Origin of the sequence: Pseudomonas sp. B21-041, from assembly GCF_024748675.1 — a bacterium.
GTDB lineage: Bacteria > Pseudomonadota > Gammaproteobacteria > Pseudomonadales > Pseudomonadaceae > Aquipseudomonas > Aquipseudomonas neuropathica.
In genome coordinates this window covers 2,003,597-2,026,667 of the sequence record NZ_CP087175.1, presented here as the reverse complement: position 1 = coordinate 2,026,667, position 23,071 = coordinate 2,003,597, and the positions used below count along the sequence as shown (strand labels likewise).

Annotated in this window: 20 protein-coding genes and 1 tRNA gene; 9 read left to right on the top strand and 12 right to left on the bottom strand. The window is 57.8% G+C overall.

Annotation, left to right across the window (positions count from 1 at the left end; translation table 11 throughout):
• Positions 1-471: 471 nt before the first annotated feature.
• On the top strand, positions 472-2,010 hold the full coding sequence (locus LOY43_RS09070) for an NCS1 family nucleobase:cation symporter-1 (RefSeq protein ID WP_258709489.1): 1,539 nt from the start codon (positions 472-474) through the stop codon (positions 2,008-2,010).
• Positions 2,011-2,065: 55 nt separating this feature from the next.
• A complete protein-coding gene (locus tag LOY43_RS09065; protein WP_095047763.1) occupies positions 2,066-2,794 on the top strand; it encodes an aspartate/glutamate racemase family protein in 729 nt (242 codons plus the stop codon).
• A gap of 119 nt (positions 2,795-2,913) precedes the next feature.
• On the opposite strand, the gene LOY43_RS09060 is transcribed toward LOY43_RS09065, so the two are convergent.
• Entirely contained in the window at positions 2,914-3,837 is a 924-nt protein-coding gene (locus tag LOY43_RS09060) for a LysR family transcriptional regulator (RefSeq protein ID WP_095047764.1), read from the bottom strand.
• 126 nt (positions 3,838-3,963) lie between these two features.
• Here LOY43_RS09060 and LOY43_RS09055 point away from each other — a divergent pair, with 126 nt between their 5' ends.
• Complete coding sequence (locus LOY43_RS09055) at positions 3,964-4,710, top strand: 3-oxoacyl-ACP reductase family protein (protein ID WP_095047765.1); 747 nt, start codon at positions 3,964-3,966, stop codon at positions 4,708-4,710.
• 73 nt (positions 4,711-4,783) lie between these two features.
• On the opposite strand, the gene LOY43_RS09050 is transcribed toward LOY43_RS09055, so the two are convergent.
• On the bottom strand, positions 4,784-5,479 hold the full coding sequence (locus LOY43_RS09050; protein ID WP_258709488.1) for an HAD-IA family hydrolase: 696 nt from the start codon (positions 5,477-5,479) through the stop codon (positions 4,784-4,786).
• 243 nt (positions 5,480-5,722) lie between these two features.
• On the opposite strand from LOY43_RS09050, the gene LOY43_RS28825 reads away from it, so the two are divergent.
• Together LOY43_RS28825 and LOY43_RS09030 are read left to right on the top strand one after the other, a co-directional pair.
• Positions 5,723-10,510: an RHS repeat-associated core domain-containing protein gene (locus LOY43_RS28825; protein WP_408980834.1), complete on the top strand. Its 4,788-nt coding sequence runs from the start codon at positions 5,723-5,725 to the stop codon at positions 10,508-10,510.
• A complete protein-coding gene (locus LOY43_RS09030) occupies positions 10,510-10,905 on the top strand; it encodes an immunity 50 family protein (protein WP_258709487.1) in 396 nt (131 codons plus the stop codon). The genes LOY43_RS28825 and LOY43_RS09030 overlap by 1 nt, the downstream gene beginning before the upstream one ends.
• 290 nt (positions 10,906-11,195) lie before the next feature.
• Here the strand turns inward: LOY43_RS09030 and LOY43_RS09025 are convergent, their stop codons facing one another.
• The 4 genes from LOY43_RS09025 to LOY43_RS09010 all read right to left on the bottom strand — a co-directional run bounded on the left by LOY43_RS09025 (position 11,196) and on the right by LOY43_RS09010 (position 12,935).
• Positions 11,196-11,363: a hypothetical protein gene (locus LOY43_RS09025; RefSeq protein ID WP_007914082.1), complete on the bottom strand. Its 168-nt coding sequence runs from the start codon at positions 11,361-11,363 to the stop codon at positions 11,196-11,198.
• Between the two features lie 121 nt (positions 11,364-11,484).
• Positions 11,485-11,904, bottom strand: a complete 420-nt coding sequence (locus LOY43_RS09020; protein ID WP_007914081.1) for a YMGG-like glycine zipper-containing protein — start codon at positions 11,902-11,904, stop codon at positions 11,485-11,487.
• A gap of 137 nt (positions 11,905-12,041) precedes the next feature.
• Positions 12,042-12,413 carry a glycine zipper domain-containing protein gene (locus LOY43_RS09015; protein ID WP_007914079.1) on the bottom strand — a complete coding sequence of 124 codons (372 nt, stop codon included), beginning with the start codon at positions 12,411-12,413 and terminating at the stop codon, positions 12,042-12,044.
• A gap of 333 nt (positions 12,414-12,746) precedes the next feature.
• On the bottom strand, positions 12,747-12,935 hold the full coding sequence (locus LOY43_RS09010; protein ID WP_095050941.1) for a hypothetical protein: 189 nt from the start codon (positions 12,933-12,935) through the stop codon (positions 12,747-12,749).
• A 240-nt stretch (positions 12,936-13,175) separates the two neighbouring features.
• Here LOY43_RS09010 and LOY43_RS09005 point away from each other — a divergent pair, with 240 nt between their 5' ends.
• Positions 13,176-13,460 (top strand): hypothetical protein, encoded by a 285-nt coding sequence (locus LOY43_RS09005; protein WP_258709486.1) that lies wholly within the window; start codon positions 13,176-13,178, stop codon positions 13,458-13,460.
• 61 nt (positions 13,461-13,521) lie between these two features.
• Here the strand turns inward: LOY43_RS09005 and LOY43_RS09000 are convergent, their stop codons facing one another.
• Complete coding sequence (locus LOY43_RS09000; protein ID WP_016985528.1) at positions 13,522-13,842, bottom strand: YbjQ family protein; 321 nt, start codon at positions 13,840-13,842, stop codon at positions 13,522-13,524.
• Positions 13,843-13,985: 143 nt separating this feature from the next.
• Positions 13,986-14,075 (bottom strand) — tRNA-Ser (locus tag LOY43_RS08995).
• A 295-nt stretch (positions 14,076-14,370) separates the two neighbouring features.
• Between LOY43_RS08995 and LOY43_RS08990 the strand changes: the two genes are divergently transcribed.
• Positions 14,371-15,060, top strand: coding sequence for a crotonase/enoyl-CoA hydratase family protein (locus LOY43_RS08990; protein WP_093441795.1), 690 nt, complete (start codon positions 14,371-14,373; stop codon positions 15,058-15,060).
• Positions 15,061-15,116: 56 nt separating this feature from the next.
• Here the strand turns inward: LOY43_RS08990 and LOY43_RS08985 are convergent, their stop codons facing one another.
• Positions 15,117-16,322 carry an ISL3 family transposase gene (locus LOY43_RS08985; protein WP_095125809.1) on the bottom strand — a complete coding sequence of 402 codons (1,206 nt, stop codon included), beginning with the start codon at positions 16,320-16,322 and terminating at the stop codon, positions 15,117-15,119.
• A 267-nt stretch (positions 16,323-16,589) separates the two neighbouring features.
• Between LOY43_RS08985 and LOY43_RS08980 the strand changes: the two genes are divergently transcribed.
• Both LOY43_RS08980 and LOY43_RS08975 read left to right on the top strand, forming a co-directional pair.
• Positions 16,590-17,312 carry a 1-acyl-sn-glycerol-3-phosphate acyltransferase gene (locus LOY43_RS08980; RefSeq protein WP_220558372.1) on the top strand — a complete coding sequence of 241 codons (723 nt, stop codon included), beginning with the start codon at positions 16,590-16,592 and terminating at the stop codon, positions 17,310-17,312.
• A 134-nt stretch (positions 17,313-17,446) separates the two neighbouring features.
• Complete coding sequence (locus LOY43_RS08975) at positions 17,447-18,418, top strand: magnesium and cobalt transport protein CorA (RefSeq protein WP_095050935.1); 972 nt, start codon at positions 17,447-17,449, stop codon at positions 18,416-18,418.
• Between the two features lie 108 nt (positions 18,419-18,526).
• Here the strand turns inward: LOY43_RS08975 and LOY43_RS08970 are convergent, their stop codons facing one another.
• The 3 genes from LOY43_RS08970 to LOY43_RS08960 all read right to left on the bottom strand — a co-directional run bounded on the left by LOY43_RS08970 (position 18,527) and on the right by LOY43_RS08960 (position 22,716).
• Positions 18,527-19,249 carry an amidotransferase gene (locus LOY43_RS08970; protein WP_095050934.1) on the bottom strand — a complete coding sequence of 241 codons (723 nt, stop codon included), beginning with the start codon at positions 19,247-19,249 and terminating at the stop codon, positions 18,527-18,529.
• A gap of 92 nt (positions 19,250-19,341) precedes the next feature.
• On the bottom strand, positions 19,342-21,486 hold the full coding sequence (locus LOY43_RS08965) for a 3-hydroxyacyl-CoA dehydrogenase NAD-binding domain-containing protein (RefSeq protein WP_258709485.1): 2,145 nt from the start codon (positions 21,484-21,486) through the stop codon (positions 19,342-19,344).
• Between the two features lie 24 nt (positions 21,487-21,510).
• Complete coding sequence (locus LOY43_RS08960; protein WP_095124925.1) at positions 21,511-22,716, bottom strand: acetyl-CoA C-acetyltransferase; 1,206 nt, start codon at positions 22,714-22,716, stop codon at positions 21,511-21,513.
• Between the last annotated feature and the right edge of the window lie 355 nt (positions 22,717-23,071).

The window sequence follows — 23,071 nt, the reverse complement described above, 5'->3', positions numbered from 1 at the left end:
CTCCTACAGGGGTTTGTAGCGACTCCAAAAATGTGTACACATGAATGTCACCATCGGTGCCATTTATGTGTGCACTTTTTTGTTTCAGCGCCCTGAAAAGTTACATCCCTGCCAAAAATCCCTGGCCTCCGCCCGCCATCAAAATCCCTCGCCAAAAATAAATACCTGTTCAACCGGTCAATTTTTAGCCAATTATTTTCAGACACTTAGCGCACATCGATAACTTTTCGAAATGAGCACGGCTGCGCATAGATCAACGACTGGCACAGATCTGGCTTAGGTGCATACATGTTTTGTATACAAAACTGCAAAACATAAAACCACTTCGATCCGCAAGCCTGAAGCGCCCTATCCCGTACAGGCTGCAGATGCCCCGTAACCAGTGATGCTTTCACTGCCGCGACGAAGATTTGTCGAGCCTGCCGGCTCATGCACAGTCATCGCGGCCCTGAACATCAGGAGCCTGCCGGAATGCGTACAAGTCTCTCCAACAACATCGCGCTGAATCTGCCCGCCGCTGCTCTCGACCAGCCGTTACCCGATGACGGGTTGACCGAGCCGTTACAACTGAGCCCCCGCCTGCACAACAGCGACCTGGCGCCAACCAAGGCCGAAGGTCGGCGCTGGGGCAAATACAGCATCTTCGCCCTGTGGACGAACGACGTGCACAACATTGCTAACTACTCGTTCGCCATCGGCCTTTACGCCCTTGGCCTGGGTGGCTGGCAGATCCTGCTGTCGCTGGGGATCGGCGCGGCGCTGGTGTATTTCTTCATGAACCTGTCCGGGTACATGGGACAGAAAACCGGGGTGCCGTTTCCAGTGATCAGCCGGATCAGTTTCGGCATCCACGGCGCGCAAATTCCTGCACTGATCCGCGCGGTTATCGCCATCGCCTGGTTCGGCATTCAGACGTACCTGGCGTCAGTGGTGTTTCGCGTATTGCTCACGGCAGTCCATCCCGGATTCGCCGCATACGACCACAACTCGATCCTCGGGCTGTCGACTTTGGGTTGGGTGTGTTTCGTGGCGATCTGGTTCGTGCAACTGGCGATCCTCGCCTACGGCATGGAAATGGTCCGCCGTTACGAAGCGTTTGCCGGGCCGGTGATTTTGCTGACAGTTGCGGCACTCGCTGGGTGGATGTACTTCCAAGCCAACGCGACCATCGCTTGGTCGACCCGCGAGCCACTGACCGGTGGCGAGATGTGGCGCAACATTTTTGCCGGCGGCGCGTTGTGGCTGGCGATCTACGGCACGCTGATTCTGAATTTCTGCGACTTCGCCCGCTCATCGCCGTGCCGCAAGACCATCAAGGTAGGAAACTTCTGGGGTTTGCCGGTGAATATTCTGGTGTTCGCCGCGATTACCGTGCTGCTCTGCGGTGCGCAATTTCAGATCAACGGCCGGATCATCGAGAGCCCGACCGAGATCATCGCCTCGATTCCCAACACCTTCTTCCTCGTGCTCGGTTGCCTGGCATTCCTGATCGTCACTGTGGCGGTGAACATCATGGCCAACTTCGTCGCCCCGGCATTCGTGCTGAGCAACCTGGCGCCGAAGTACCTGACGTTCCGTCGCGCCGGGCTGATCAGCGCAACCATCGCTGTGCTGATCCTGCCGTGGAATCTCTACAACAGCCCGCTGGTGATCGTGTACTTCCTGTCTGGCCTCGGCGCCCTGCTAGGCCCGTTGTACGGCGTGATCATGGTCGACTACTGGCTGATCCGCAAAGGCCGGATCAACGTCCCGCAGCTCTACAGCGAAGATCCCGACGGCGCTTATTACTACAGCCGTGGGGTGAATTTCCGTGCGGTGGCGGCATTTATTCCTGCGGCGCTGATCGCCATCGTCCTGGCGCTCGTGCCGGGTTTCCACAGCGTCTCGCCGTTCTCCTGGCTGATCGGCGCCGGGATCGCCGGAATGCTCTACCTGATCATTGCCAAACGCCATGCGCACTACGCCGACATCAGCGGCGAATCGATCGCTGTCGACAACGTCTGCCATTAATTCCCTCGTGGCCCGGACTTCGGGCCGCAGAACTGCCCGCTATAAGGATTTCCCCATGCGTATTCTCGTGGTCAACGTCAACACGACCGAATCCATCACCGAGGCCATTGCCCGCTCGGCGCAGGCTGTCGCCTCGCCCGGTACCGAAATCGTCGGTTTGACGCCGTACTTCGGTGCCGACTCGATTGAAGGCAACTTCGAAAGCTATCTGGCGGCCATCGCGGTGATGGATCGGGTGATGGCCTACGACCAGCCGTTCGATGCCGTGATTCAGGCCGGCTACGGCGAGCACGGTCGCGAAGGCCTGCAGGAATTGCTCAACGTGCCAGTGGTGGATATCACCGATGCGGCCGCGAGCACGGCGATGTTTCTCGGCCACGCCTATTCGGTGGTGACCACGCTGGATCGCACCGTACCGCTGATCGAAGATCGGCTGAAATTGTCCGGCCTGTGGGATCGTTGTGCATCGGTACGGGCCAGTGGTCTGGCCGTTCTGGAACTGGAACACGAGCCACAGCGTGCCTTGGAAGCCATCGTGCATCAGGCAGAACTGGCGGTGACGCAGGACAAAGCCGAGGTGATCTGCCTGGGTTGCGGCGGCATGGCCGGCCTGGATGAGCAGATTCGTCGGCGCACTGGCGTGCCGGTGGTGGATGGCGTCACGGCGGCGGTAACGATTGCGGAATCGCTGGTGCGCTTGCGCTTGTCGACGTCGAAAGTGCGAACGTATGCGACACCTCGGCCGAAGAACATCATTGGCTGGCCGGGGCGGTTTGCCCGCTAAGCTCATCATCGGAAACCGAGTCGCCCCATTCGCGAGCAAGCTCGCTCCCACAGGGGAAATGCATTCCAAATGTGGGAGCGAGCCTGCTCGCGAAGGCCGCAACTCGGTATCAAGGTTGCTCAAATAGCACTAAACCGCCGCGCCAACCCTCTCTCCGCAAACTGTTCAATCACATAATCGACAAACGCCCGCGTCTTGCCCGGCAACAACTTATGTTCGGCGTAATAAATCGAGATGTTGCCATCATCGACAAACCAGTCCGGCAACACTCGCTGCAACGTACCCGCCTCCAGATACCCCACCGCAAAAGGCATGCTCACCAGTGCAATCCCCAGGCCCTGCGCTGCTGTCGCACACGCGGCTTCGGAATCGCTCATGGTCATCCGGGCCTTGAGCATCAACGGACTGTGCTGCTGATCGCGGTGCGTCAATTGCCATGAACGCACACGCCCGGTTTGCGGTGAGCGAATCAGAATTCCGTCATGCTGCTTGAGATCGTCCGGATGAGTGATCGCAGGATTGCCGTTCAGATAATCCTGCGAAGCGACCAATACCCGATGCGCTGGCGTCAATCTGCGCGCTACCACACCTTGTGGCAGCTCAAAGCCGCCGCCAATCGCCGCATCGAAGCCCTGCCCGATCAGATCGACCTGACGATTATCGAAATGCCAGTCCGGATTGATCGCCGGGAAGCGCCGCAGAAACTCGCCGAGCAACGGCACTATATAAAGGCGCCCGAACACCGTGCCCATGCTGACTTTCAAGGTGCCGATCGGCTGCCCTTCGGCACTGGCCAGATTGGCCACGGCATTCTGGATCGTGGTCAGGCTGGCACTGACTTCACTCAAAAACAGCTGCCCCGCCTCGGTCAGCGTCAGACTGCGGGTGCTGCGCTGAAACAGCCGCACACCCAGCCGCGCCTCAAGCTTTGCGACACTTTTGCCAACCGCTGCCGGGGTCAGGCTCAAGCGCCGCGCCGCCTCGGCAAAGCTGCCGACCTCAGCACTACGGACAAAGCATTCGATACTGCTGAAGGTTTCCATGGCCGCCACTATAAACTTCTGGTTTACATAGACTATAGCAATCAGGGTCTACACGGTTGCGGATCAGAGGTCGATACTCGGCTCCAACAACAAGGCATCCCGCCTTGAATAGTCTGGAGATCGAACATGACCACTCAACACCTCGGCGGCAAAGTCGCTCTGATTCAAGGCGGTTCCCGTGGTATCGGCGCTGCCATCGTCAAACGCCTGGCCGCTGAAGGCGCTGCAGTAGCCTTCACTTACGTCAGCTCCACCGCCAAAGCCGAAGAGTTACAGAACAGCATCACCGCCAACGGCGGCAAAGCCCTGGCGATCAAGGCCGACAGTGCCGACGCCGCAGCGATCCGCCACGCGGTCAGCGCCACGGTCGAAGCTTTTGGCCGACTCGACATTTTGGTCAACAACGCCGGTGTCCTCGCCGTTGCTCCACTGGAAGACTTCAAACTCGAAGACTTCGACCAGACCCTCGCAATCAACGTGCGCAGCGTATTCATCGCCTCGCAAGAAGCCGCCAAGCACATGGGCGAAGGTTCGCGCATCATCAACATCGGCAGCACCAACGCCGACCGCATGCCCTTCGCCGGTGGCGGTGTATATGCGATGAGCAAATCGGCGCTAGTCGGTTTGACCAAAGGCCTGGCCCGCGATCTGGGCCCACGCGGCATCACCATCAACAACGTGCAGCCCGGCCCTGTCGACACCGACATGAACCCGGCGCACGGTGACTTCGCCGAAAGCCTCATTCCGTTGATGGCCGTCGGTCGTTACGGTAAAGCCGAAGAAATCGCCAGTTTCGTCGCCTATCTGGCGGGCCCGGAAGCCGGTTACATCACTGGTGCCAGCCTGACCATCGACGGTGGTTTCGGCGCCTGATTTCCCGAGTTGCCTGAACGAAAAACGCCGCCCCTCTTTTCACAGAGGGGCGGCGTTTTTTTGTCTCAGACGTTTACACCCATTCCAGCGCCGGCAAACCACAGGCACTTGGCGTGAACGCTTTCAAACTCCGAAGAATCCCGTCAGCGTGTGCGTACTTTTCATCGGCCATGGCGGCATCGGGGATGGCGATGGCCGTCATGCCTGCGGCTTTCGCTGCGGTCACGCCAAACGGCGAATCCTCGAACACCAGGCAATCCTCAGGTGCCACACCCAGACGGCGGGCAGCGGTCAGGAAGATATCCGGCGCCGGTTTCGCCGCGCCGACTTCCGGATCGTCCGCCGTGACAATGAAGTCGAACAGCGCGAACCAGTCGCGGTGCAGCGTGATTTTTTGCCCGAACGATTGCCGCGATGAACTGGTGCCGACGGCGATGGGGATGTTGTGCGCCTTGAGGTGGCGAATCAGCTCCTCGGCACCCGGCATCGCTTGCGCCGTGGGAAAACGCTCGCGCATCAATGGTTCGCGGATCACCAGAAACTCTTCAGCGGTGATCGGCAGATCCAGCGCTTGCACCACGTAGTTCGCCAGATCGTTGGCCCCGCGACCAATGATGTTCTGCTTGACGCTCCAGTCGAAGGTGCGCCCGTAGCGCTGGGCAATCAGCGAAGTGACTTCGGTGTAAATGCCCTCGGTGTCCAGCAACAAACCGTCCATATCAAAAATCACGGCCTTGATCGGGCCGAACGCCTTCAGCGGTGCATTCATCATCGGATCCGTTAACAAAGACATCCCAAGCGGCAGGTGGACCGCTGCTCGGATCTGATTAAAGGGTTCAGCAGCATAACGAGCGCGACAGACATTGAGCAACGGCCAATGTTTATTGAGCGATGAACTACTCGCAGACATTTAGCGAAATGTCCTACAGGCATCGCCTACTCGCCCGACTTCTTTCCTGTTTGATCCCCCGCAAAGTCCCCGCACCTTTTTGACGTGCGCGAGAGACTGCGAATGCTTCCAACCGATCGGCTTCTGGCCCTGAACAACAGCATCGGCCTGCTCGTTGTTGCTGCTTTGAATCCCGATGAGCCGGACTTCGAACACCTGATCCGCGAGTTCCGCCTGTGCCTGAACCACTACGACGCCTGGGCCGAGCAGTTCTGGACAGGCACCGCGCTGGATGTCGAACAGGTCTTCACCGTCGGTAACGACGTACGCCTCAGCGCGCCGATCACGTCGCGCCAGCCGCTCAGTTCATCGGTGGTCATGTGCTCGGCCAGCGGGTCGCTGACGCTGGTGCATATGTTCGAGGCCGCGAGGTTTGTGCCGATTGGCAACACCCCGGTAACCCTCGAACCGGTGCTTGCCGATGTCGGCGGCGTGCTGACTTTCGGCGAACCGCTGTATTACACCATCGGCCCCAGCGGCATTCTGCAAGTGACCGACTGCGATCGGGGCCAGCGTTATCGCATCACCTTCTTTCCCGATGTGTCCACGGACCATGTGAAGAAGCTGTACGCCTCCTATCAGGGCATCATCGATGGGCTGGAGGGCTGGTTGCGCGGGGAATGGAGTGAATGTCAGCCGCAGTGGAAGGAATTTTCCAGCGCCGGGTTTCTTGAGCGTTACGGTCAGTTGCAACAGGCCGATTGGCGTGGATTCGAGAAAGCCCTGAATGGCGTCTGGGATGACATTAAACAGGTATTTGCCCTGCTCGCAGACTTGCAGGCCAACAGTGAAAAATTGCTGGAATACCTCAGCGAGGCCGAGCTTGAGGCGTTATTGAATGCCTCCAGCGACGCCATCGCCAATGGCTTGCTGATCCTCAGTGACGAGCCGCTGCTGTTCATTCATCTGGCCGCGTTTACCAGTTGGCTGAAGATGCTGCCGCCGCAGTATCTGGCTGAAGTGGTGGCCGAGGTGCGGGTCGAATTGCTGATCAGCTTCCTGTTGATGGGCGTGTCGGGTGGCATCGGCGTGCCGCTGCGTTTGAGCAGCAAGGTGCTGGCGAAGATCAAGTCGCCGCGCGCGCGGGAATGGCTGGCGGCCTCGGCATTGCGCTTGGCCGAACTGACGTCCTCGGCGGATTTGACGCGGCATGCCAGCGTTTTGAAGCCACTGATGCTCAATGTGCGTGACGTTGAGTTGAAACCGACACCGGCGATACCGCTGAACATTCGTCAGGCCGATTCGCTGGTGTTGACCGTGCCAAACCCGGCGCCTGTTGTGCGGGACAAGTCTGGCGGTTCGAGCCGGATCGAGCGGCATGAGCCGCATGACGATTCGCCGGATCAGGCGAAAAACCCCAACGGCGACAGCGCCGATTGCGTGCCGCGCACCTGCACCAACGGCTGCCCGGTGTCGATGGTCACCGGCGAAGAACTGCTGACCCTGAGCGATGCGCTGCTCGATGGCGTGTTGCCGTTTGAGTTCACCCGGTTGTATCGCAGCAGTGCCGCCGAAATCGATGTTGGGTTGGGGTTTGGCTGGAGTCATTCGCTGGCGCATCGGCTGGAATTTTTCGCTGATGAGGTTGTTTGGGTCGATCACGAAAACCGGCGTACCCGTTTTCCGTTGCCGAGCGTTGAGCGGCCGGCGATTCACAACAGTTTGTCGCGGGCGGCGATTTTTCTGGGCGATGAGCCGGAAGAGCTGATCCTCGCACTGGCCGGGGACACCGCGCGCTTTTATCACTTTCGCGCAGGACGGCTGACGGCGATCAGCGATGCCTATGGCAATCGTCTGACGGTGCAGCGCGATCGGTCTGACCGGGTGCAGCGCCTGGATAACGGCGCCGGGCGTTCGCTGTTGTTGCGGTATGACCGGGCGCAGTTGGTTGGTGTGGATTACCAGGTGTTTCGCGACGGTGCATGGAGCACCGAACAAGCGCTGGTCAGTTACAGCTACGACGCCTACCGGCACCTGATCGAAGCGACCAACGCCGTCGGTGACAGCGAGCGTTACGACTACGACGACGCTCACGTGATTCTGCAGCGGCAACTTGCTGGGGGCGCGAGTTTCTTCTGGGAGTGGGAGCGCTCCGGCAAGGCTGCTCGTTGCGTGCGTCACTGGGCGTCGTTTTCGCAGATGGACACACGTTACGTCTGGAACGATGACGGCAGTGTCGCGGTGCATTACGTCGACGGCACCGAAGAGACCTACGTCCACGACGAGCGTGCGCGGCTGGTGCGCAAGGTCGAGGCCGATGGCGGTGAACAGCTCAAGGCCTATGACGATGCCGGGCGCTTGATTGCCGAGCAGGATGCCTTGGGCGCCGTCACCGAATACCGCTACGACGAAGTCGGACGGCTGATCGCGCTGATTCCACCGGATGAGGCGCCAACGTCCTACGAGTATCGCAACGGTTTCCTGCATCGACGTTCGCGCGGCGAGGCGGTGTGGATCTACCGGCGCAATGCCGAGGGCGATGTCACCGAAGCGGTCGACCCCGACGGCCAGGTTACTCATTACTACTACGACACCCGGGGGCAATTGCTGTCGATCCGCTACCCGGACAGCAGCCGGCATCGGCTGGTCTGGAATAGCCTCGGCCAGTTGACCGAGGAAACCCTGCCCGACGGTGGCGTGCGGCGTTTTTCCTACGACGCACTGGGGCGGCGGACCACGACCGCAGACGAACACGGTGCGGTCACCCGGCAACACTGGGATGCCGTCGGCCGACTGATTCAGACGACATTTCCTACCGGCAGCACCCGCGCCTACAGCTACGGCGCCTACGGCCAGGTCACTGCCGAGCGCGATGAGCTCGGGCGCATCACCCGCTACGAATACGACGATGACCTGCACCTGGTCTCGCGGCGGATCAACCCCGACGGCACGCGGGTGCAGTACCGTTACGACCATGCGCAACTGCTGCTCACCGAGATCGAAAACGAATCCGGGGAAAAGTATCGGCTGGATTACACGCCGACCGGGCTGATTCGTCAGGAAAGCGGTTTTGATGGTCGGCGTACCACGTACGCCTATGACCTCAATGGGCATCTGCTGGAAAAGACCGAGTTCGGTGATGACGGCTCTTGTTTGCTCACCGCTTATGAGCGCGATGGCGCAGGCCGGTTACTCGTCAAAACCCTGCCCGACGGCATCAAGGTCAGTTACCAATACGACCGTCTCGGTCGTTTGATCAGTGTCGACGACGGCCAGCAACACCCTTTGGCCTTCGAGTACGACCGTCAGGACCGGCTGATCACCGAGCATCAGGGCTGGGGCACCCTGCGTTACCGTTACGACGCCTGCGGCCAGCTCAAACGCATGCGTCTGCCGGACAACAGCGTGCTCGACTACCGCCACGCCAAGGGCGGCGCGCTGAACGGGATTGACCTCAACGGCACGCCGTTGACCCGCCATGTCTATCAGTCCGGTCGCGAACTGCAACGCCAACAAGGTCTGCTGCTCAGCGAATACTCCTACGACGATCAAGGACGATTACTCGCCCACGCCGTAGGCCATCAGCGCGATGCCCTGTACCGCCGCGATTATGCCTACAGCGCCAACGGCAATCTCGCGCACATTGCCGACACCCGTCACGGCCAGCGCACCTACGGCTACGACGCCCTCGACCGCTTGATCCGCGTACGTCACTCGCGCGACGAACTGCCGGAAAGCTTCGCCCACGACCCGGCCGGCAACCTGCTGATTCAGGACCGCCCTGGCCCGAGCCAGATAAAGGGCAATCGCCTGCTGATGCAAGGCGATCGTCATTACGACTACGACGCCTTCGGCAACCTGATCCGCGAACGTCGCGGCCGCGCGCAGACACTCGTCACTGAATACCGCTACGACTGCCAGCACCGCCTGATCGGCCTGACCCGCCCCGACGGCCAGACCGCCAGTTACCAATACGACGCCTTTGGCCGGCGCATCAGCAAAACCGTTGGCGGCGAGACCACCGAGTTCTTCTGGCAGGGCGATCACCTCGTCGCCGAAAGCAGCGAAAGCGAATACCGCAGCTACGTCTACGAACCCGGCACCTTCCGCCCGCTGGCGTTGCTCGACGGCAAAGGCCCGAAAAAAGCCTGTCCCTTCTACTACCAACTCGACCACCTCGGCACCCCGCAGGAACTCACCGACTACAGCGGCGACATCGTCTGGTCCGCGCAATACGACGCCTACGGCAAAGTCGCCGCGCTGACCCTGGCTGGCGACGACTACCTGAACCAGCCGCTGCGTTTTCAGGGGCAGTACTTCGATGCGGAAAGTGGCCTGCATTACAACCGCCATCGGTATTACGACCCGCGGCTGGGGCGGTATCTGACGCCGGACCCAATCAAGTTGGCGGGTGGGCTGAATCAGTACCAGTACGTGCCGAATCCGACAGGGTGGGTGGATCCGTTGGGGTTGAGTTCCAATTGTCCGCCCAAAGGCAGAAAATCGATCAATTGTTCAAAACCTGATGATGTTGAGCTACCACAGGTTTCCAGGCGCGGTGCATTCAGGCAGGCAAAAGTTGATGCAGGAATACCGAAAGGGCAACAGCCAGACATTCAAATTGATGAGGTAAGTGGCAGGCAGAAGCAGTTCACCTATGTCAACATGACGGATAGAAAAGGAAATAACATTCTAGACAGCAGTGGAAAGCCGATCATAACCAGAGAATATAGATTCACCCGAGAGGATGGTTTTATATTGATACTCCAAGACCACTCAGCGGGACACAAGTATGGAGATATAAATAACCGAGGAGATCAAGGACCTCACATAAATATACGACCCGCTGATGACACACGCAATGGCAAAGTAAAAAACACCAACGATCATTATCCATTCAAGGGACGATAATGAAGTACTGGAATGAGATAGAAGGCAGCAAATTCTTCAACATGGTATTCAGCAGAAATATACCCGTTGGGGAGATCAAGCTATTCGCTTTAAACATGGACAACAACCTTTCAACATTGACCTTGGCATTTGATATTAGAGAAATGCCGGACACTCCTCCGAAAAAATGGGAATCCATAGGATACAATGCTTGCCGAATCGGAATAACATGCGGTGAAATTAGAGAGTTGACGACATACAACATTCCAACTCAAAAAAACTTAAGTCTATCCATACAACCAATTGGAGACAGATATCTGATTTCAGCTGTATCAAGCACTTCGAAAGTAACATTTACCACATCATCATTAAGACTGCGAGAACCTAGCGTATATTTAACAGAGTTACCTTTCTAAAATTTATTGAGCAACGGGTGATCTGTTACCGTGACGCATCATAAAAAATTTATATAGATACAGAGAACAGTTCGACATCCAGTTGCTCAGCATGATTCTAGACAATTTGGAATTCTCTAAATCCGGGATCTCACATTGTTAGCACTACAAAAAACGCCTATACCTAGACTCGCTCACCAGATCAATGACTGGTGGGCAGCCATTTTTAGTCACTAACAAATTTGTAGGACCTCTAGAACTCAGGCCCTTAAAATCCGGATTCAGACGCTCAGATCTTCTCAAACATCCGATCACTGCTCATCCTCATCCTCTTCATACTCCATATCCGCCTCATCCGAATCATTCAACGGCACCGTCGCATCATCCATCAACGATCCCGGGTCCTCATTCCCCGGGTCATTGATAAATGGCAGTCCACTCGAACCTTTCTCTTCCTTGCCTTCGGTTTCAGGAGTCATGGCAACCTCGTCATTTCAGGGAGTGTATGACGTTCGAAAAGCCCTACAGCCAATCGTTCCAGAGTCTGACGAGCAAATGCAAAAAACCCGGCAAAATGCCGGGTTTCCGTTTAACCCACCATCAATGATGGCGGTTTTTATGTTTGTTTTTGTGTTTATGACCGCCGCCCGAATGAGAGCCACCATCGTCACCCAAGTTATTACCGACCGCACCACCCGCCGCACCGCCCAACCCCGCGCCAATGGTCGAACCCGTAGAGCCGCCGAGGCTGTTGCCAACGACCGAGCCACCCGCCGCGCCGAGACCACCGCCAATGGCGGCTTCGGTTCGGTTGCGTTTATTCGCCCCGACGGCACTCCCGGCCGCGCCGCCAACACCCGCACCTACCGCCGCGCCAGTACTGCCACCGAGTTGTCCACCGACCACATTGCCGAGCGCGCCGCCCAAGCCGCCACCCACAGCGGCGGTGCCATCACCAGCGGCCATCGCCCCTTGTGCTACCAGCAAACCGAAAAACAGTGCAGATAATGACAAGCGCATATGAACCTCACAGTTCCCGAAGTGGGACAGTCCGCCCAGACATGGGCCTATGTGAGATTGGAGACGCAAACGGGAAAAACGTTCAGCCATGAAAAAGCCCGACATCGAGCCGGGCTTTTTCTGACAAGGGATTAGTCTCAGTGACGCTTGTGACCTTTGGACAAGTTACTGCCCACTGCGCCGCCCGCCGCACCGCCCAGGCCTGCACCAATGGTCGCACCGGTCTTGCCGCCCAGGCTGTTGCCGATCACCGAACCACCCGCTGCGCCAACACCGCCGCCAATCGCCGCTTTGGTCCGGCTCCCCTTGCGCGCCGCCACTGCGCTGCCCGCCGCGCCTGCTACGCCAGCACCGATTGCCGCGCCAGTGCTGCCGCCCATTTTCTGGCCGACGACATTACCCAGTGCGCCACCCAGACCACCGCCCAGCGCCGCGGTGCCATCACCGGCAGCCATTGCACCTTGAGCAACCAGAAGCCCCAGAACCAGAGCAGGCAGTGTTAAACGCATGACGAAAACCTCAAAAATTGGGATGACAAAAAGGGCCGGGATTTAATGCCGTCGCCGCGCAAAAGTCCAGACGAAATCAGAGGCTTCGCGTACTCGGCGCCGATTGGACAGCGATTCTGCAAAAGGTTTTATGACAGGCAAAAAAAAGCCCGCTGGGGAGACGGGCTGGAGACTTGCTTTCTAACGGATGGCTTCACCCTACCGCGGTAGACGTGAAAAGTTTGTGAAAGCCCCCCCCCCCCCCCGCATTTGCCACCGAAGTGCGTAGGACATTTCTCTCACTCAATCAGCCATAAAAAACCCCGTTCAATGACGGGGTTATGCAGTGACAGATTATTTTCTGGATCGCGCGCTGACCTTGGGTAGAAATTTTGCCTTCGGTCCTTTCGGTGCTGTGGATTTGATCTTGCCGGTCTGCACCCGGTCCTCGCCAAAGCCTGACTGGTACTCGGTCTGACCGCACCGTACACAGTTATTGAAGGAAAATTCAGCGCCATCGTCTTCGATATACGGATCAGTCATACCATCGCCCCTTCGCCACCGGTCGACACCGGCAAAAACCCATTCGCCTGAAAAAATATCGACCTCCAACGCTTTTGAGACTAGCTGGTCATTCCTGGACTTGTTATTCAGATCTCCTGATGCCCGACGAATGGCCTACAAAAACTCAACGCGATGAAGTGCCATTGGTCCTGCACCGCTAAAGAATTGCAGAGACAGGCCGTTGACCTTTTTCATACAAATGAATCTCAAGGAGAGAACATGCAAATCAACGGATTCCCGAATATGCCTGTCGTAAAACTCACGGACGAACAGATCGCAGCCGGCAAGGCTGGCGCTGAAAAATTCAAGGAAAAGATCGCTTCCGGTGAAATCACCATCAAGTCTCCGGGTCCGGATACACCGGTTCTGCAACCAGGGGTCATTTACCATCCCAGCAAGCCAGTCGAACCCAACCCACCTTCTGATACACCCCCTCTGGTCGCCATTGATACACCACTGACCTATGACGAAAGAGGCACCGTGATCCTCAAGCCACAAGGCTGATTGCACCGCAAGATTGAGCCCATTCAGCCTCTGAATGGGCTTACACACCCGTCAAACAAACTCAGCGCAACTTCACCGCCGTACCCGTCGCAAACACCACAACCATCCCGCCCTTCCCGCCGGGCATACTGATCTCAAAGTCCACCCCGACTACCGCATCAGCCTGCAGAGCGCGCGCACGCTCCCGTATTTCTTCGGTCGCCTGAATACGCGCCTCCTTCAAAGCCCGCTCCAGCGTCTGCGAACGCCCACCGAAAAAATCACGCATACCGGCAAACATGTCACGGATCACATTGACCCCCTGCACCGACTCGGCACTGACGATGTCCAGATATGCAGTGATCTGCCGGCCTTCAATGGCGTGAGTGGTGGAAATGATCATGGAGTGTCGTCCCTACAAGGATGAATAAATTCGCGATTGTAATGGCTCAAAGCAGACTTCACGCCGCTGCCAATAAAATCCAGACGCCAGAAACCACAAAACCCCTGACTTCTTTCGAAATCAGGGGTTTTGTTTACTGAATATGGCGGTGAAGGAGAGATTCGAACTCTCGATACAGTTTCCTGTATACACACTTTCCAGGCGTGCTCCTTAAGCCACTCGGACACTTCACCGTATCTCTTCAAACATGTTCTGTCTGTCGAGGCGCGCTAATGTAGTCGAAAGCTTTTCCGATGGCAAACTTTTTTTCAGAATTTTCATGCGGTTAAGAGAAAAAGTCGTTTTGCTCGCTGGTAGGCCATGGCAAACCGGCCAATCTTCGGTGGAGGTGACCCTTCTATATAGAAGCAGAATGCCTCGCCGCGCTGGCTACGCCGTGAAACGGTGACTGGCGAGTCAGTCACGGCGCTTTACCTGGCCTGCGGCGGTGGGTAACGTCTGCCCATCTTTCTTACAAGGAATAGCGTCATGAGTGAGTTGATTTCCTACCACCTCGAAGACGGTATCGCGACCCTGACCTTGAGCAACGGCAAGGTCAATGCCATTTCTCCGGACGTGATTGCGGCATTCAACGCGGCGCTGGATCAGGCGGTGACTGATCGTGCCATCGTGATCATCACCGGTCAGCCAGGGATTCTGTCCGGCGGCTATGACCTGAAAGTCATGACCGCCGGCCCTAAGGAAGCCGTATCGCTGGTAACCGCGGGTTCGACCTTGGCGCGTCGCCTGCTCTCTCACCCGTTCCCGGTCATCGTCGCATGCCCAGGTCACGCGGTGGCGAAAGGCGCTTTCATTCTGTTGTCTGCTGATTACCGCATCGGTGTCGATGGCCCGTTCAGCATCGGTTTGAACGAAGTGCAGATCGGCATGACAATGCATAACGCAGGTATCGAGTTGGCGCGTGATCGTCTGCGTCGCTCGGCGTTCCACCGCTCGGTGATCAACGGCGAGATGTTCGATCCGAAAAGCGCCGTGGATGCCGGCTTCCTCGACAAGGTGGTTGCGGCCGAAGAGCTGCAAGGTGCCGCCCTCGCCGCTGCGCGTCAGTTGAAGAAGATCAACATGCTCGCGCACAAGAACACCAAGTTGAAGGTGCGTAAAGCGCTGCTGGAAGCTCTGGATAACGCGATCATCCAGGATCAGGAGCATCTGGGCTAAGCCCGGCTGACGCGCAAAAGAAGCCCGACCGTCGTGTCGGGCTTTTTCTTGGTTCTTCACGGATTACCGGGAAAGACGCTCTTGATCTTCATGAAAAAGAATTCGCTATCTCGGTAACCGTACGCCATCCGCTTGATGACCTTTATTCGATTGTTTATTCCTTCCAACTGACCGGTGTGCATCGGCCAGCGAACCCGGCTCACGATGCCCCGCCAGTAACCCTTTAGCCGTTTGGCGAACTGGATCAGAGCTGGTATTTCGCTTTCATGCGCATGGCGCAGCCATTGCTTCCAGGCCGATCGCCAACCCCAGGCAGTACTGGGGGTCCAGAGTGTTTTGAGTTCAGCCTTCATCAAGTAGACCGTCATCAACGCTTGGTTGGCCGCCAGCAGATCCTCCAGGCGGACCTGTTGTTCCGGCGTTTTCAAGTTCTGCGGATTGCGCAGCAACAGCCATCGCGCCTGCTTGATAACCTTGCGGGCAGGCTTGTCGTGACGCAACCGGTTAGCCTCGTCGACGCGGACCCGATCAATCACCTCTCGGCCATATTTGGCCACCACATGGAAGAGGTCGTAGACCACTCGCGCGTTGGGACAGTGCTGACGAACCTCCAGGTCAAAAGCGGTGTTCATGTCCATCGCCACCGCTTCGATTCGAGCACAACCCTCTGGCCCCAGTTCTTTGAAGAAAGGCCTGACCGCTGCTCGGCTGCGACCTTCACCGATCCACAGCACTCGCCGTGTATCCGCATCTAGGACAACGCTGGCGTAACGATGACCTTTGAACAGGGCGAACTCGTCCATCACCAGACGTCGCGGTTGCGCCTTTGGCAAAACGCTTAACGCCGCTTGCAAGGCTCGACGCTCCAGCAACCGAACGGTGTCCCAGTGCAGGCCAAACAGTTGAGCCACGTGCAGTGTGGGAAGGCGCTCGCAGGCTTGAATAACCGCCTCGGCCAGACGCCGCGTCATGCGGGCATAGCGGTCCAGCCAACTGACGGCCTCCATACGTTTACCGCAATCACGACAGCCAACACGCCTGAGCAACACGCTGAGGCGCACCGCACGGCCGAGAATCGGTAAATCGCGGACGGTTCGCTCGCAATACTCATGCGTGGTTGAACAGGTCTTTTGGCAGCCGCTACAGGAAGGGAATCGGGTGGCGTGGGGAATCAGGTCGATCTGAAGCGCGTCACCATCAGGCTTGATCGTGACGACAGAAAAGCCCTCCCAAAAAGGAAGGAAAGTATTAATATCGCGCATAAGAACGCCGGTTTGTTAGATGTGTTTGCTCGCACGAACATCATCAATCAAATCGGCGTTCTTGTTTCTGTGTTTCCCGGGATTCCGTGAAGAACCTTTTTCTTGGACGCATGGTTTAAAAGTCTGCGACCGCTCTAGGACAGGTCTGACCCTCCATTCTGAAACATGCGCTTAAACATCGGCTATCTCCGCACTCTATAGCGGCAATTGCCGAAAACAGTGCACATCCGTACACTGCGCCACCTTTTGTCCCGGTGGGGCCTGAAAATGCTGTTCGTGTTTCGTATGTTGTTGATGGGCCTGCACTTTATTCTGGCCGGCGTGCTCGGGGTGATTCTCGGGATCTGCCGCCCGTTCAATCCGGACAACAGCCGTCTGTGCGCCCGCCTCTATGCGCTACCAGCGATGTGTATTTTGCGTTTACGGGTGAAATCCGATGTCAGCGGTTTGCTGAACAAACCCGATAGCTGCGTGATCATCGCCAACCACCAGTCCAACTATGACCTGTTCGTGTTCGGAAACGTCGTGCCGCGCCGTACCGTGTGCATCGGCAAGAAGAGCCTCAAGTGGGTGCCACTGTTCGGGCAACTGTTCTGGCTGGCCGGCAATGTGTTGATCGACCGTGGCAATGCGCACAAGGCGCGTCAATCGATGCTCACCACCACCAACACCCTGCAGAACAAAGACACCTCGATCTGGGTGTTCCCGGAAGGCACACGCAACCTCGGCGAAGAATTGCTGCCCTTCAAGAAAGGTGCGTTCCAGATGGCAATTGCCGCTGGTGTACCGATCGTTCCGGTTTGCGTCAGCAGTTACATCAAGCACATGCGTCTGAATCGCTGGCGCAGCGGGAAAATCCTCATACGCTCGTTGCCGGCGATTCCTACAGCCGGATTGACCATGGACGACATGCCCATGCTCATCAATCAGTGTCGCGAGCAGATGCGCGAGTGCATTGAATCGATGGATCGGCAACTGCAAGCTGCCTGAAAAGACAACCCGCCCTGTGCGGGTTTTCTTTTACCCGGTGAACTGTACAGATTTCACTGACTCTCAAGCAGCGACACGGCTAAGCTGAAGCCTTGAATTCCCTGCCACCTGCCAAGAAGAAGTGAATCACCACCATGGGTCGAGTTGTTGCTGCTGCGGTGTACAGCGCAGGCAAGAAAGTCACCAATATTACCCTCGACGAAGGCGCTGCCTGGGCTGCGAAAACCGGTCACTTTGTGTGGATCGGTCTGGAAGAGCCGGACGCTCAAGAGCTGTCCAACCTGCAACGTCAGTTCAACCTGCACGAACTGGCCATTGAAGACGCCCTGGAAAAACACAGTCGACCGAAGCTCGAAACCTTTGGCGACGCTTTGTTTATCGTCACCTACTCCCCCATCCGCGAGAACGGCGTTCTGCAATTTATCGAGACGCACATCTTTGCGGGCAAGGGCTACATCATCACCGCGCGTAATGGCCACTCGGCGTCCTACGCCCATGTACGCCAACGTTGTGAGGCACGTCCACTGCTGCTGGAGCACGGGGAAGATTTCGTACTTTATGCGTTGCTCGATTTTGTCATCGAGAACTATCAGCCAGTCGGCGAAGCGATCCATGCCGAGATCGATGAGCTGGAGCGCAACGTGTTGTGCAGCGCGTTGAATGAGCATGACATTCAGAGGCTGCATGGCTTGCGTCGCGATGTCGTACGCCTGCGTCGGTACGCGGCGCCGATGGTGGAGATTGGCGAGGAACTGCAGAAGCTGAGTTTCCCGTTTATCGACAAGAACATGCGCCCGTACTTCCGTGATGTGCAGATTCACGTCACGCGGCAAATGGAAGACCTGACCACCTTGGCCGACATTGCCAGCCAGACCATCGAGATTGGTGTGTTGCTCGAGGCATCACGGCAAAGCGTGGTGCAACGCAAGTTTGCTGCCTGGGCGGCGATTCTGGCGTTTCCGACGGCGGTTGCGGGGATTTACGGGATGAATTTCCAGAACATGCCGGAATTGAGCTGGCACTACGGCTATTTCGGTGTGCTGGGGTTTATTACGGTGGGGTGTGTGAGTTTGTGGGCAAGTTTCAAGAAGTCTGGTTGGTTGTAGAGCAAACCGAGTTGTCTGGAACATGCGCGAGCAAGCTCGCTCCCACATTGATCGGTAGCGCACCGGAAATCCAATGTGGGCGCGAGCCTGCTCGCGAAGCTTTTGGCCTTAGACAGTTTCTGGTTTGTGCGCCACAAAACGCATCATCCACTCCGCAACCGTAGCGCCATGGTGTTCCTGCTCCAGGCTCGCCACACCTTTGCTGTAGATTTGCGAACCCAGCGCTTCCTGACGCAGATCCAGCAGCGCCCGCGAATAATCATGGATGAACTCCGGGTGCCCCTGGAAGCACAGCACCTGATCGTTGATGTGATACGCCGCAAACGGGCAGAAATCACTCGAAGCAATGACGGTGGCGTTTTCCGGTAGCGCAGTGACCTGATCCTGGTGACTGATCAGTAGCGTCAGCTCTTCGCGTACCGGGTTCATCCACGGCGCCTTGGCCGCGAGTTTGTAGTTGTGGGTACCGACACCCCAACCCTGGGTCGCGCGCTCGCTCTTGCCGCCGAGCAGCAGCGCCAGCAGTTGATGGCCGAAGCACACGCCGAGCAGTTTGTCGCCGCGCTCGTAGCGGCTCAGCAGGTATTCCTTGAGGGTTTGAATCCACGGGTCAGTGCCGAACGAATCGGCCTTGCTGCCGGTGACCAGGTACGCGTCGAAGGTCTGGTCGTCGCTTGGGTATTCGCCCTGCATCACGTTGTAGACGGTGAACTCGGCGGCAATCGGTTGCTGTGAGAACAGGCGCTGGAACATCTGCCCGTAACCCTGATATTGATCGACCAGTTCTGGACGCAGGATGTCGGTTTCCAGAATGCAGATGCGTAGCGACATAAAAAATACCTGACACGTGATGGGAATAATGAACACCCCAGAGCCTGCCTTGAAACCCCCTGGCGTGGCAAGCCCCGGAATGCGCGTTGTCCTTAGAACATTTCACCTTTTGCCGCTTTGTCCAGCAGCAGCGCGGGCGGTGCGAAACGCTCGCCATACTGCTCAGCCAGATACTGCGCGCGGGCGACGAAATCTTTCACTCCGTATTGGTTGATGAACTGCAACGCACCGCCGGTCCACGGCGCAAAACCGATACCGAAGATCGAGCCGACGTTGGCATCCGCCGTCGAGGTCAGCACGCCCTCTTCCACACAACGCACCGTTTCAATGGCCTGCACGAACAACAGCCGATCACGCACGTCTTTAGGCGAAATCTGCCCGTCGGGCTTCTCGAAGCGCGGCTTCAGCTCGGGCCACAAATGTTTCTGCGCGCCGACCGGATAATCATAGAAGCCGCCACCCGCCGCTTTGCCCGAACGCTTGTACTCGTGAAGCAGCAAGTCAATCATGGCGAAGGCCGGGTGTTCAATCAGCGGTTTCCCTTCTGCCTGTAGGTCCTTGGCGGTTTGCTGACGGATATGGCTCATCAGGCTGAGGGAAACTTCGTCAGAGATCGCCAGAGGCCCGACCGGCATCCCGGCCTTGCGCGCTTCGGTCTCGATCATCGGCGCGCTCACGCCTTCGCCGAGCATGGCGATACCTTCGTTGGTGAAGGTGCCGAAGACGCGTGAAGTAAAGAAGCCGCGACTATCGTTGACGACGATCGGGGTTTTCTTGATTTGCAGGACGAAATCAAAACCTCGGGCAAGCGTTTCATCGGTGGTCTGTGCACCTTTGATGATTTCCACCAGCGGCATTTTTTCCACCGGACTGAAGAAATGCAGGCCGATGAATTTGCCAGGATCAGGCACAGCCTTTGCCAGCCCGGTAATAGGCAACGTCGATGTATTCGAAGCGATGACCGCTTCGGCGCCGACAACTTGCTGGGCGGCAGAGGAAACCCTGGCCTTGAGATCGCGATCCTCAAACACCGCTTCGATGATCAGATCGCAACCCGCGAGGTCCGCATCACTTTCGGATGGGGTGATCCGCGCCAACACCTCATCACGCTTCAAAGCATCCATCTGCCCACGGGCGACTTTCTTGTCCAGCAACGCCGCAGAATGTGCTTTGCCTTTCTCGGCGGCAACCAGATTGACATCCTTAAGCACCACTTCAATGCCCGCCGAAGCACTGACAAAGGCAATACCCGCGCCCATCATCCCTGCGCCAAGCACGCCGACCTTACGCGTGACATACGGCGCAAAACCCTGCGGCCGCGAACCACCAGCATTGATCTCGTTGAGTTGAAACCAGAACGTGCCAATCAGGTTTTTCGAGATCTGCCCGGTGGTCAGTTCGGTGAAGTAACGGGTTTCGATCAAGTGCGCGGTGTCGAAATCGACCTGAGCGCCCTCGACTACCGCGCAGAGGATTTTCTCCGGCGCCGGCATTGTCCCTTGGGTCTTGCTACGCAGAATCGACGGCGCAATCGCCAGCATCTGCGCGACTTTCGGATTCGACGGCGTACCGCCCGGAATCTGATAACCCTTCACATCCCAGCGCTGCACTGCCGTCGGATTGGCAACGATCCAGGCGCGCGCCTTGGCCAGCAATTCATCGCGATCCGCCGCCAGCTCATCAATCAAACCCGCCTGCAACGCCTGTTGCGAACGCACTTTCTTGCCTTCGAGTAAATACGGCAGCGCTTTTTCGATGCCAAGCATACGCACCATGCGCACCACCCCGCCGCCGCCCGGCAACAGGCCGAGAGTTACTTCCGGCAGACCGAGTTGCACTGATGCATCGTCCAGCGCCACGCGGTGGTGACAGGCGAGGCAGATTTCCCAACCGCCACCCAGCGCCGCGCCGTTGATCGCCGCGACCACCGGTTTGCCGAGGGTCTCTAGGGTGCGTAACTGCGCTTTGAGGGTCAGCACCATGTCGTAGAAGGCTTTGGCTTCGGGCTTGCCGATCTTGATCAGCTCCTTAAGGTCGCCGCCGGCAAAGAAGGTTTTCTTCGCCGAGGTGATGATGACCCCGGCAATCTGGTCTTTTTCAGTCACCAGACGGGCAACGCAAGCGGCCATGGCCTCGCGGTAAACGGCGTTCATGGTGTTGGCGCTCTGGCCCGGCATGTCGATGGTCAGCACGACGATCGCGTCCTGGCCTTTTTCGTAACGAATGGCTTCGCTCATAACAAGGTTCCTTGAATTCGGGGCTCAGAGGCGTTCGATGATGGTGGCAATGCCCATGCCGCCGCCGACGCACAGCGTCGCCAGGCCATAGCGCAGACGCCGCGCTTCCAGCTCATCGAGCAAGGTGCCGAGGATCGCGCAACCGGTCGCGCCCAGCGGGTGGCCCATAGCGATGGAACCGCCGTTGACGTTGACCTTGTCCGGGTCGACCGCCATGTCCTTGATGAACTTCAGCACCACCGAGGCAAACGCTTCGTTGACCTCGAACAGGTCGATGTCTTCAACGCGCAGCCCGGCCTTCGCCAGTGCCTTGCGCGTTGCCGGCGCCGGGCCGGTGAGCATGATGGTCGGATCGGTGCTGGTGACCGCCGTGGCGACAATGCGCGCCCGAGGTTGCAGGCCCAGCGCACGCCCCTTGGATTCGGAGCCGATCAGCATCAGTGCTGCACCGTCGACGATCCCTGAGCTGTTGCCCGGGGTGTGCACGTGATTGATGCGTTCGACATGGCTGTAGACCCGCAGCGCCGTGGCGTCAAAACCCATCTGGCCGATCATTTCGAAACTCGGCTTGAGCTTGCCCAAGCCTTCCAGAGTCGACTCGGCACGAATGAACTCATCGTGATCGAGCAGAATGATGCCGTTCTGATCCTGCACCGGCACCAGCGACTTGTTGAACGAGCCGTCAGCCCGGGCCCGCGCGGCCTTCTGTTGCGAGTGCAGCGCATAGGCATCGACGTCCTGACGGCTGAAGCCTTCCAGCGTGGCGATAAGGTCCGCGCCAACACCTTGCGGAGTGAAATGGCTGTGCAGGTTGGTTTGCGGGTCCAGCGCCCAGGCGCCACCGTCGCTGCCCATCGGCACCCGCGACATCGACTCGACGCCACCGACCACCACCAGGTCTTCGAAGCCCGAACGCACTTTCATTGCGCCAAGGTTGACCGCTTCGAGTCCCGATGCGCAGAAACGGTTGATCTGCACACCCGCGACACTGACGTCCCAATCGGCCACTTGCACTGCGGTTTTGGCGATGTCCGAGCCCTGATCGCCAATCGGCGTCACGCAGCCAATGACCACGTCATCGACCTGACTGGTGTCCAGCGCGGTGCGCGCTTGCAGCGCGGCCAGCAGACCGGCCAGCAGATTCACCGGTTTGACGCTGTGCAGGGCGCCATCGGCCTTGCCTCTGCCACGGGGCGTGCGTAACGCATCGAATATCAAAGCTTGGGTCATGACGTCCTCGAACCTGTGCGGGGAGTGATTGCTTGTGACTCCACTCTTGACCCGTGCGGCCATGGATTCAATGACCACAGCGCTCAATGCGGTTGACGCACACGCTCAGACGGACGGTCATCGGCAGCTGGGTGAACCGGTTCAGGTCGGCGAGTTGTCTAGCCAGCGGCCGGCAAAGAAGCTGGCAATAAGCCTCATGCCTTTTTTATCGCATCTGGCAAGCATTCCATATGAAATGGATCTAAGCCAAGCGTGACGCGGCCCCTAATGTAGAACATGTACGTCAGGGTCGTCGGGTTTTGCCGAGGCAGACGTTCTTCAACAGGAAGTGCAGCGCTTGCCGTCATGGATATGC

What these genes read in the sequence shown, in the direction of transcription:
- LOY43_RS09070 (WP_258709489.1), top strand. Translation starts at nt 472, where the DNA reads ATGCGTACAAGTCTCTCCAACAACATCGCGCTGAATCTGCCCGCCGCT.
- LOY43_RS08960 (WP_095124925.1), bottom strand. Translation starts at nt 22,716, where the DNA reads ATGACCCAAGCTTTGATATTCGATGCGTTACGCACGCCCCGTGGCAGA.
- LOY43_RS09005 (WP_258709486.1), top strand. Translation starts at nt 13,176, where the DNA reads ATGCAAATCAACGGATTCCCGAATATGCCTGTCGTAAAACTCACGGAC.
- LOY43_RS09000 (WP_016985528.1), bottom strand. Translation starts at nt 13,842, where the DNA reads ATGATCATTTCCACCACTCACGCCATTGAAGGCCGGCAGATCACTGCA.
- LOY43_RS08975 (WP_095050935.1), top strand. Translation starts at nt 17,447, where the DNA reads ATGGGTCGAGTTGTTGCTGCTGCGGTGTACAGCGCAGGCAAGAAAGTC.
- LOY43_RS09060 (WP_095047764.1), bottom strand. Translation starts at nt 3,837, where the DNA reads ATGGAAACCTTCAGCAGTATCGAATGCTTTGTCCGTAGTGCTGAGGTC.
- LOY43_RS08970 (WP_095050934.1), bottom strand. Translation starts at nt 19,249, where the DNA reads ATGTCGCTACGCATCTGCATTCTGGAAACCGACATCCTGCGTCCAGAA.
- LOY43_RS08980 (WP_220558372.1), top strand. Translation starts at nt 16,590, where the DNA reads ATGCTGTTCGTGTTTCGTATGTTGTTGATGGGCCTGCACTTTATTCTG.
- LOY43_RS09020 (WP_007914081.1), bottom strand. Translation starts at nt 11,904, where the DNA reads ATGCGCTTGTCATTATCTGCACTGTTTTTCGGTTTGCTGGTAGCACAA.
- LOY43_RS09050 (WP_258709488.1), bottom strand. Translation starts at nt 5,479, where the DNA reads ATGAATGCACCGCTGAAGGCGTTCGGCCCGATCAAGGCCGTGATTTTT.
- LOY43_RS28825 (WP_408980834.1), top strand. Translation starts at nt 5,723, where the DNA reads ATGCTTCCAACCGATCGGCTTCTGGCCCTGAACAACAGCATCGGCCTG.
- LOY43_RS08965 (WP_258709485.1), bottom strand. Translation starts at nt 21,486, where the DNA reads ATGAGCGAAGCCATTCGTTACGAAAAAGGCCAGGACGCGATCGTCGTG.
- LOY43_RS09015 (WP_007914079.1), bottom strand. Translation starts at nt 12,413, where the DNA reads ATGCGTTTAACACTGCCTGCTCTGGTTCTGGGGCTTCTGGTTGCTCAA.
- LOY43_RS09025 (WP_007914082.1), bottom strand. Translation starts at nt 11,363, where the DNA reads ATGACTCCTGAAACCGAAGGCAAGGAAGAGAAAGGTTCGAGTGGACTG.
- LOY43_RS09065 (WP_095047763.1), top strand. Translation starts at nt 2,066, where the DNA reads ATGCGTATTCTCGTGGTCAACGTCAACACGACCGAATCCATCACCGAG.
- LOY43_RS08985 (WP_095125809.1), bottom strand. Translation starts at nt 16,322, where the DNA reads ATGCGCGATATTAATACTTTCCTTCCTTTTTGGGAGGGCTTTTCTGTC.
- LOY43_RS08990 (WP_093441795.1), top strand. Translation starts at nt 14,371, where the DNA reads ATGAGTGAGTTGATTTCCTACCACCTCGAAGACGGTATCGCGACCCTG.
- LOY43_RS09055 (WP_095047765.1), top strand. Translation starts at nt 3,964, where the DNA reads ATGACCACTCAACACCTCGGCGGCAAAGTCGCTCTGATTCAAGGCGGT.
- LOY43_RS09010 (WP_095050941.1), bottom strand. Translation starts at nt 12,935, where the DNA reads ATGACTGATCCGTATATCGAAGACGATGGCGCTGAATTTTCCTTCAAT.
- LOY43_RS09030 (WP_258709487.1), top strand. Translation starts at nt 10,510, where the DNA reads ATGAAGTACTGGAATGAGATAGAAGGCAGCAAATTCTTCAACATGGTA.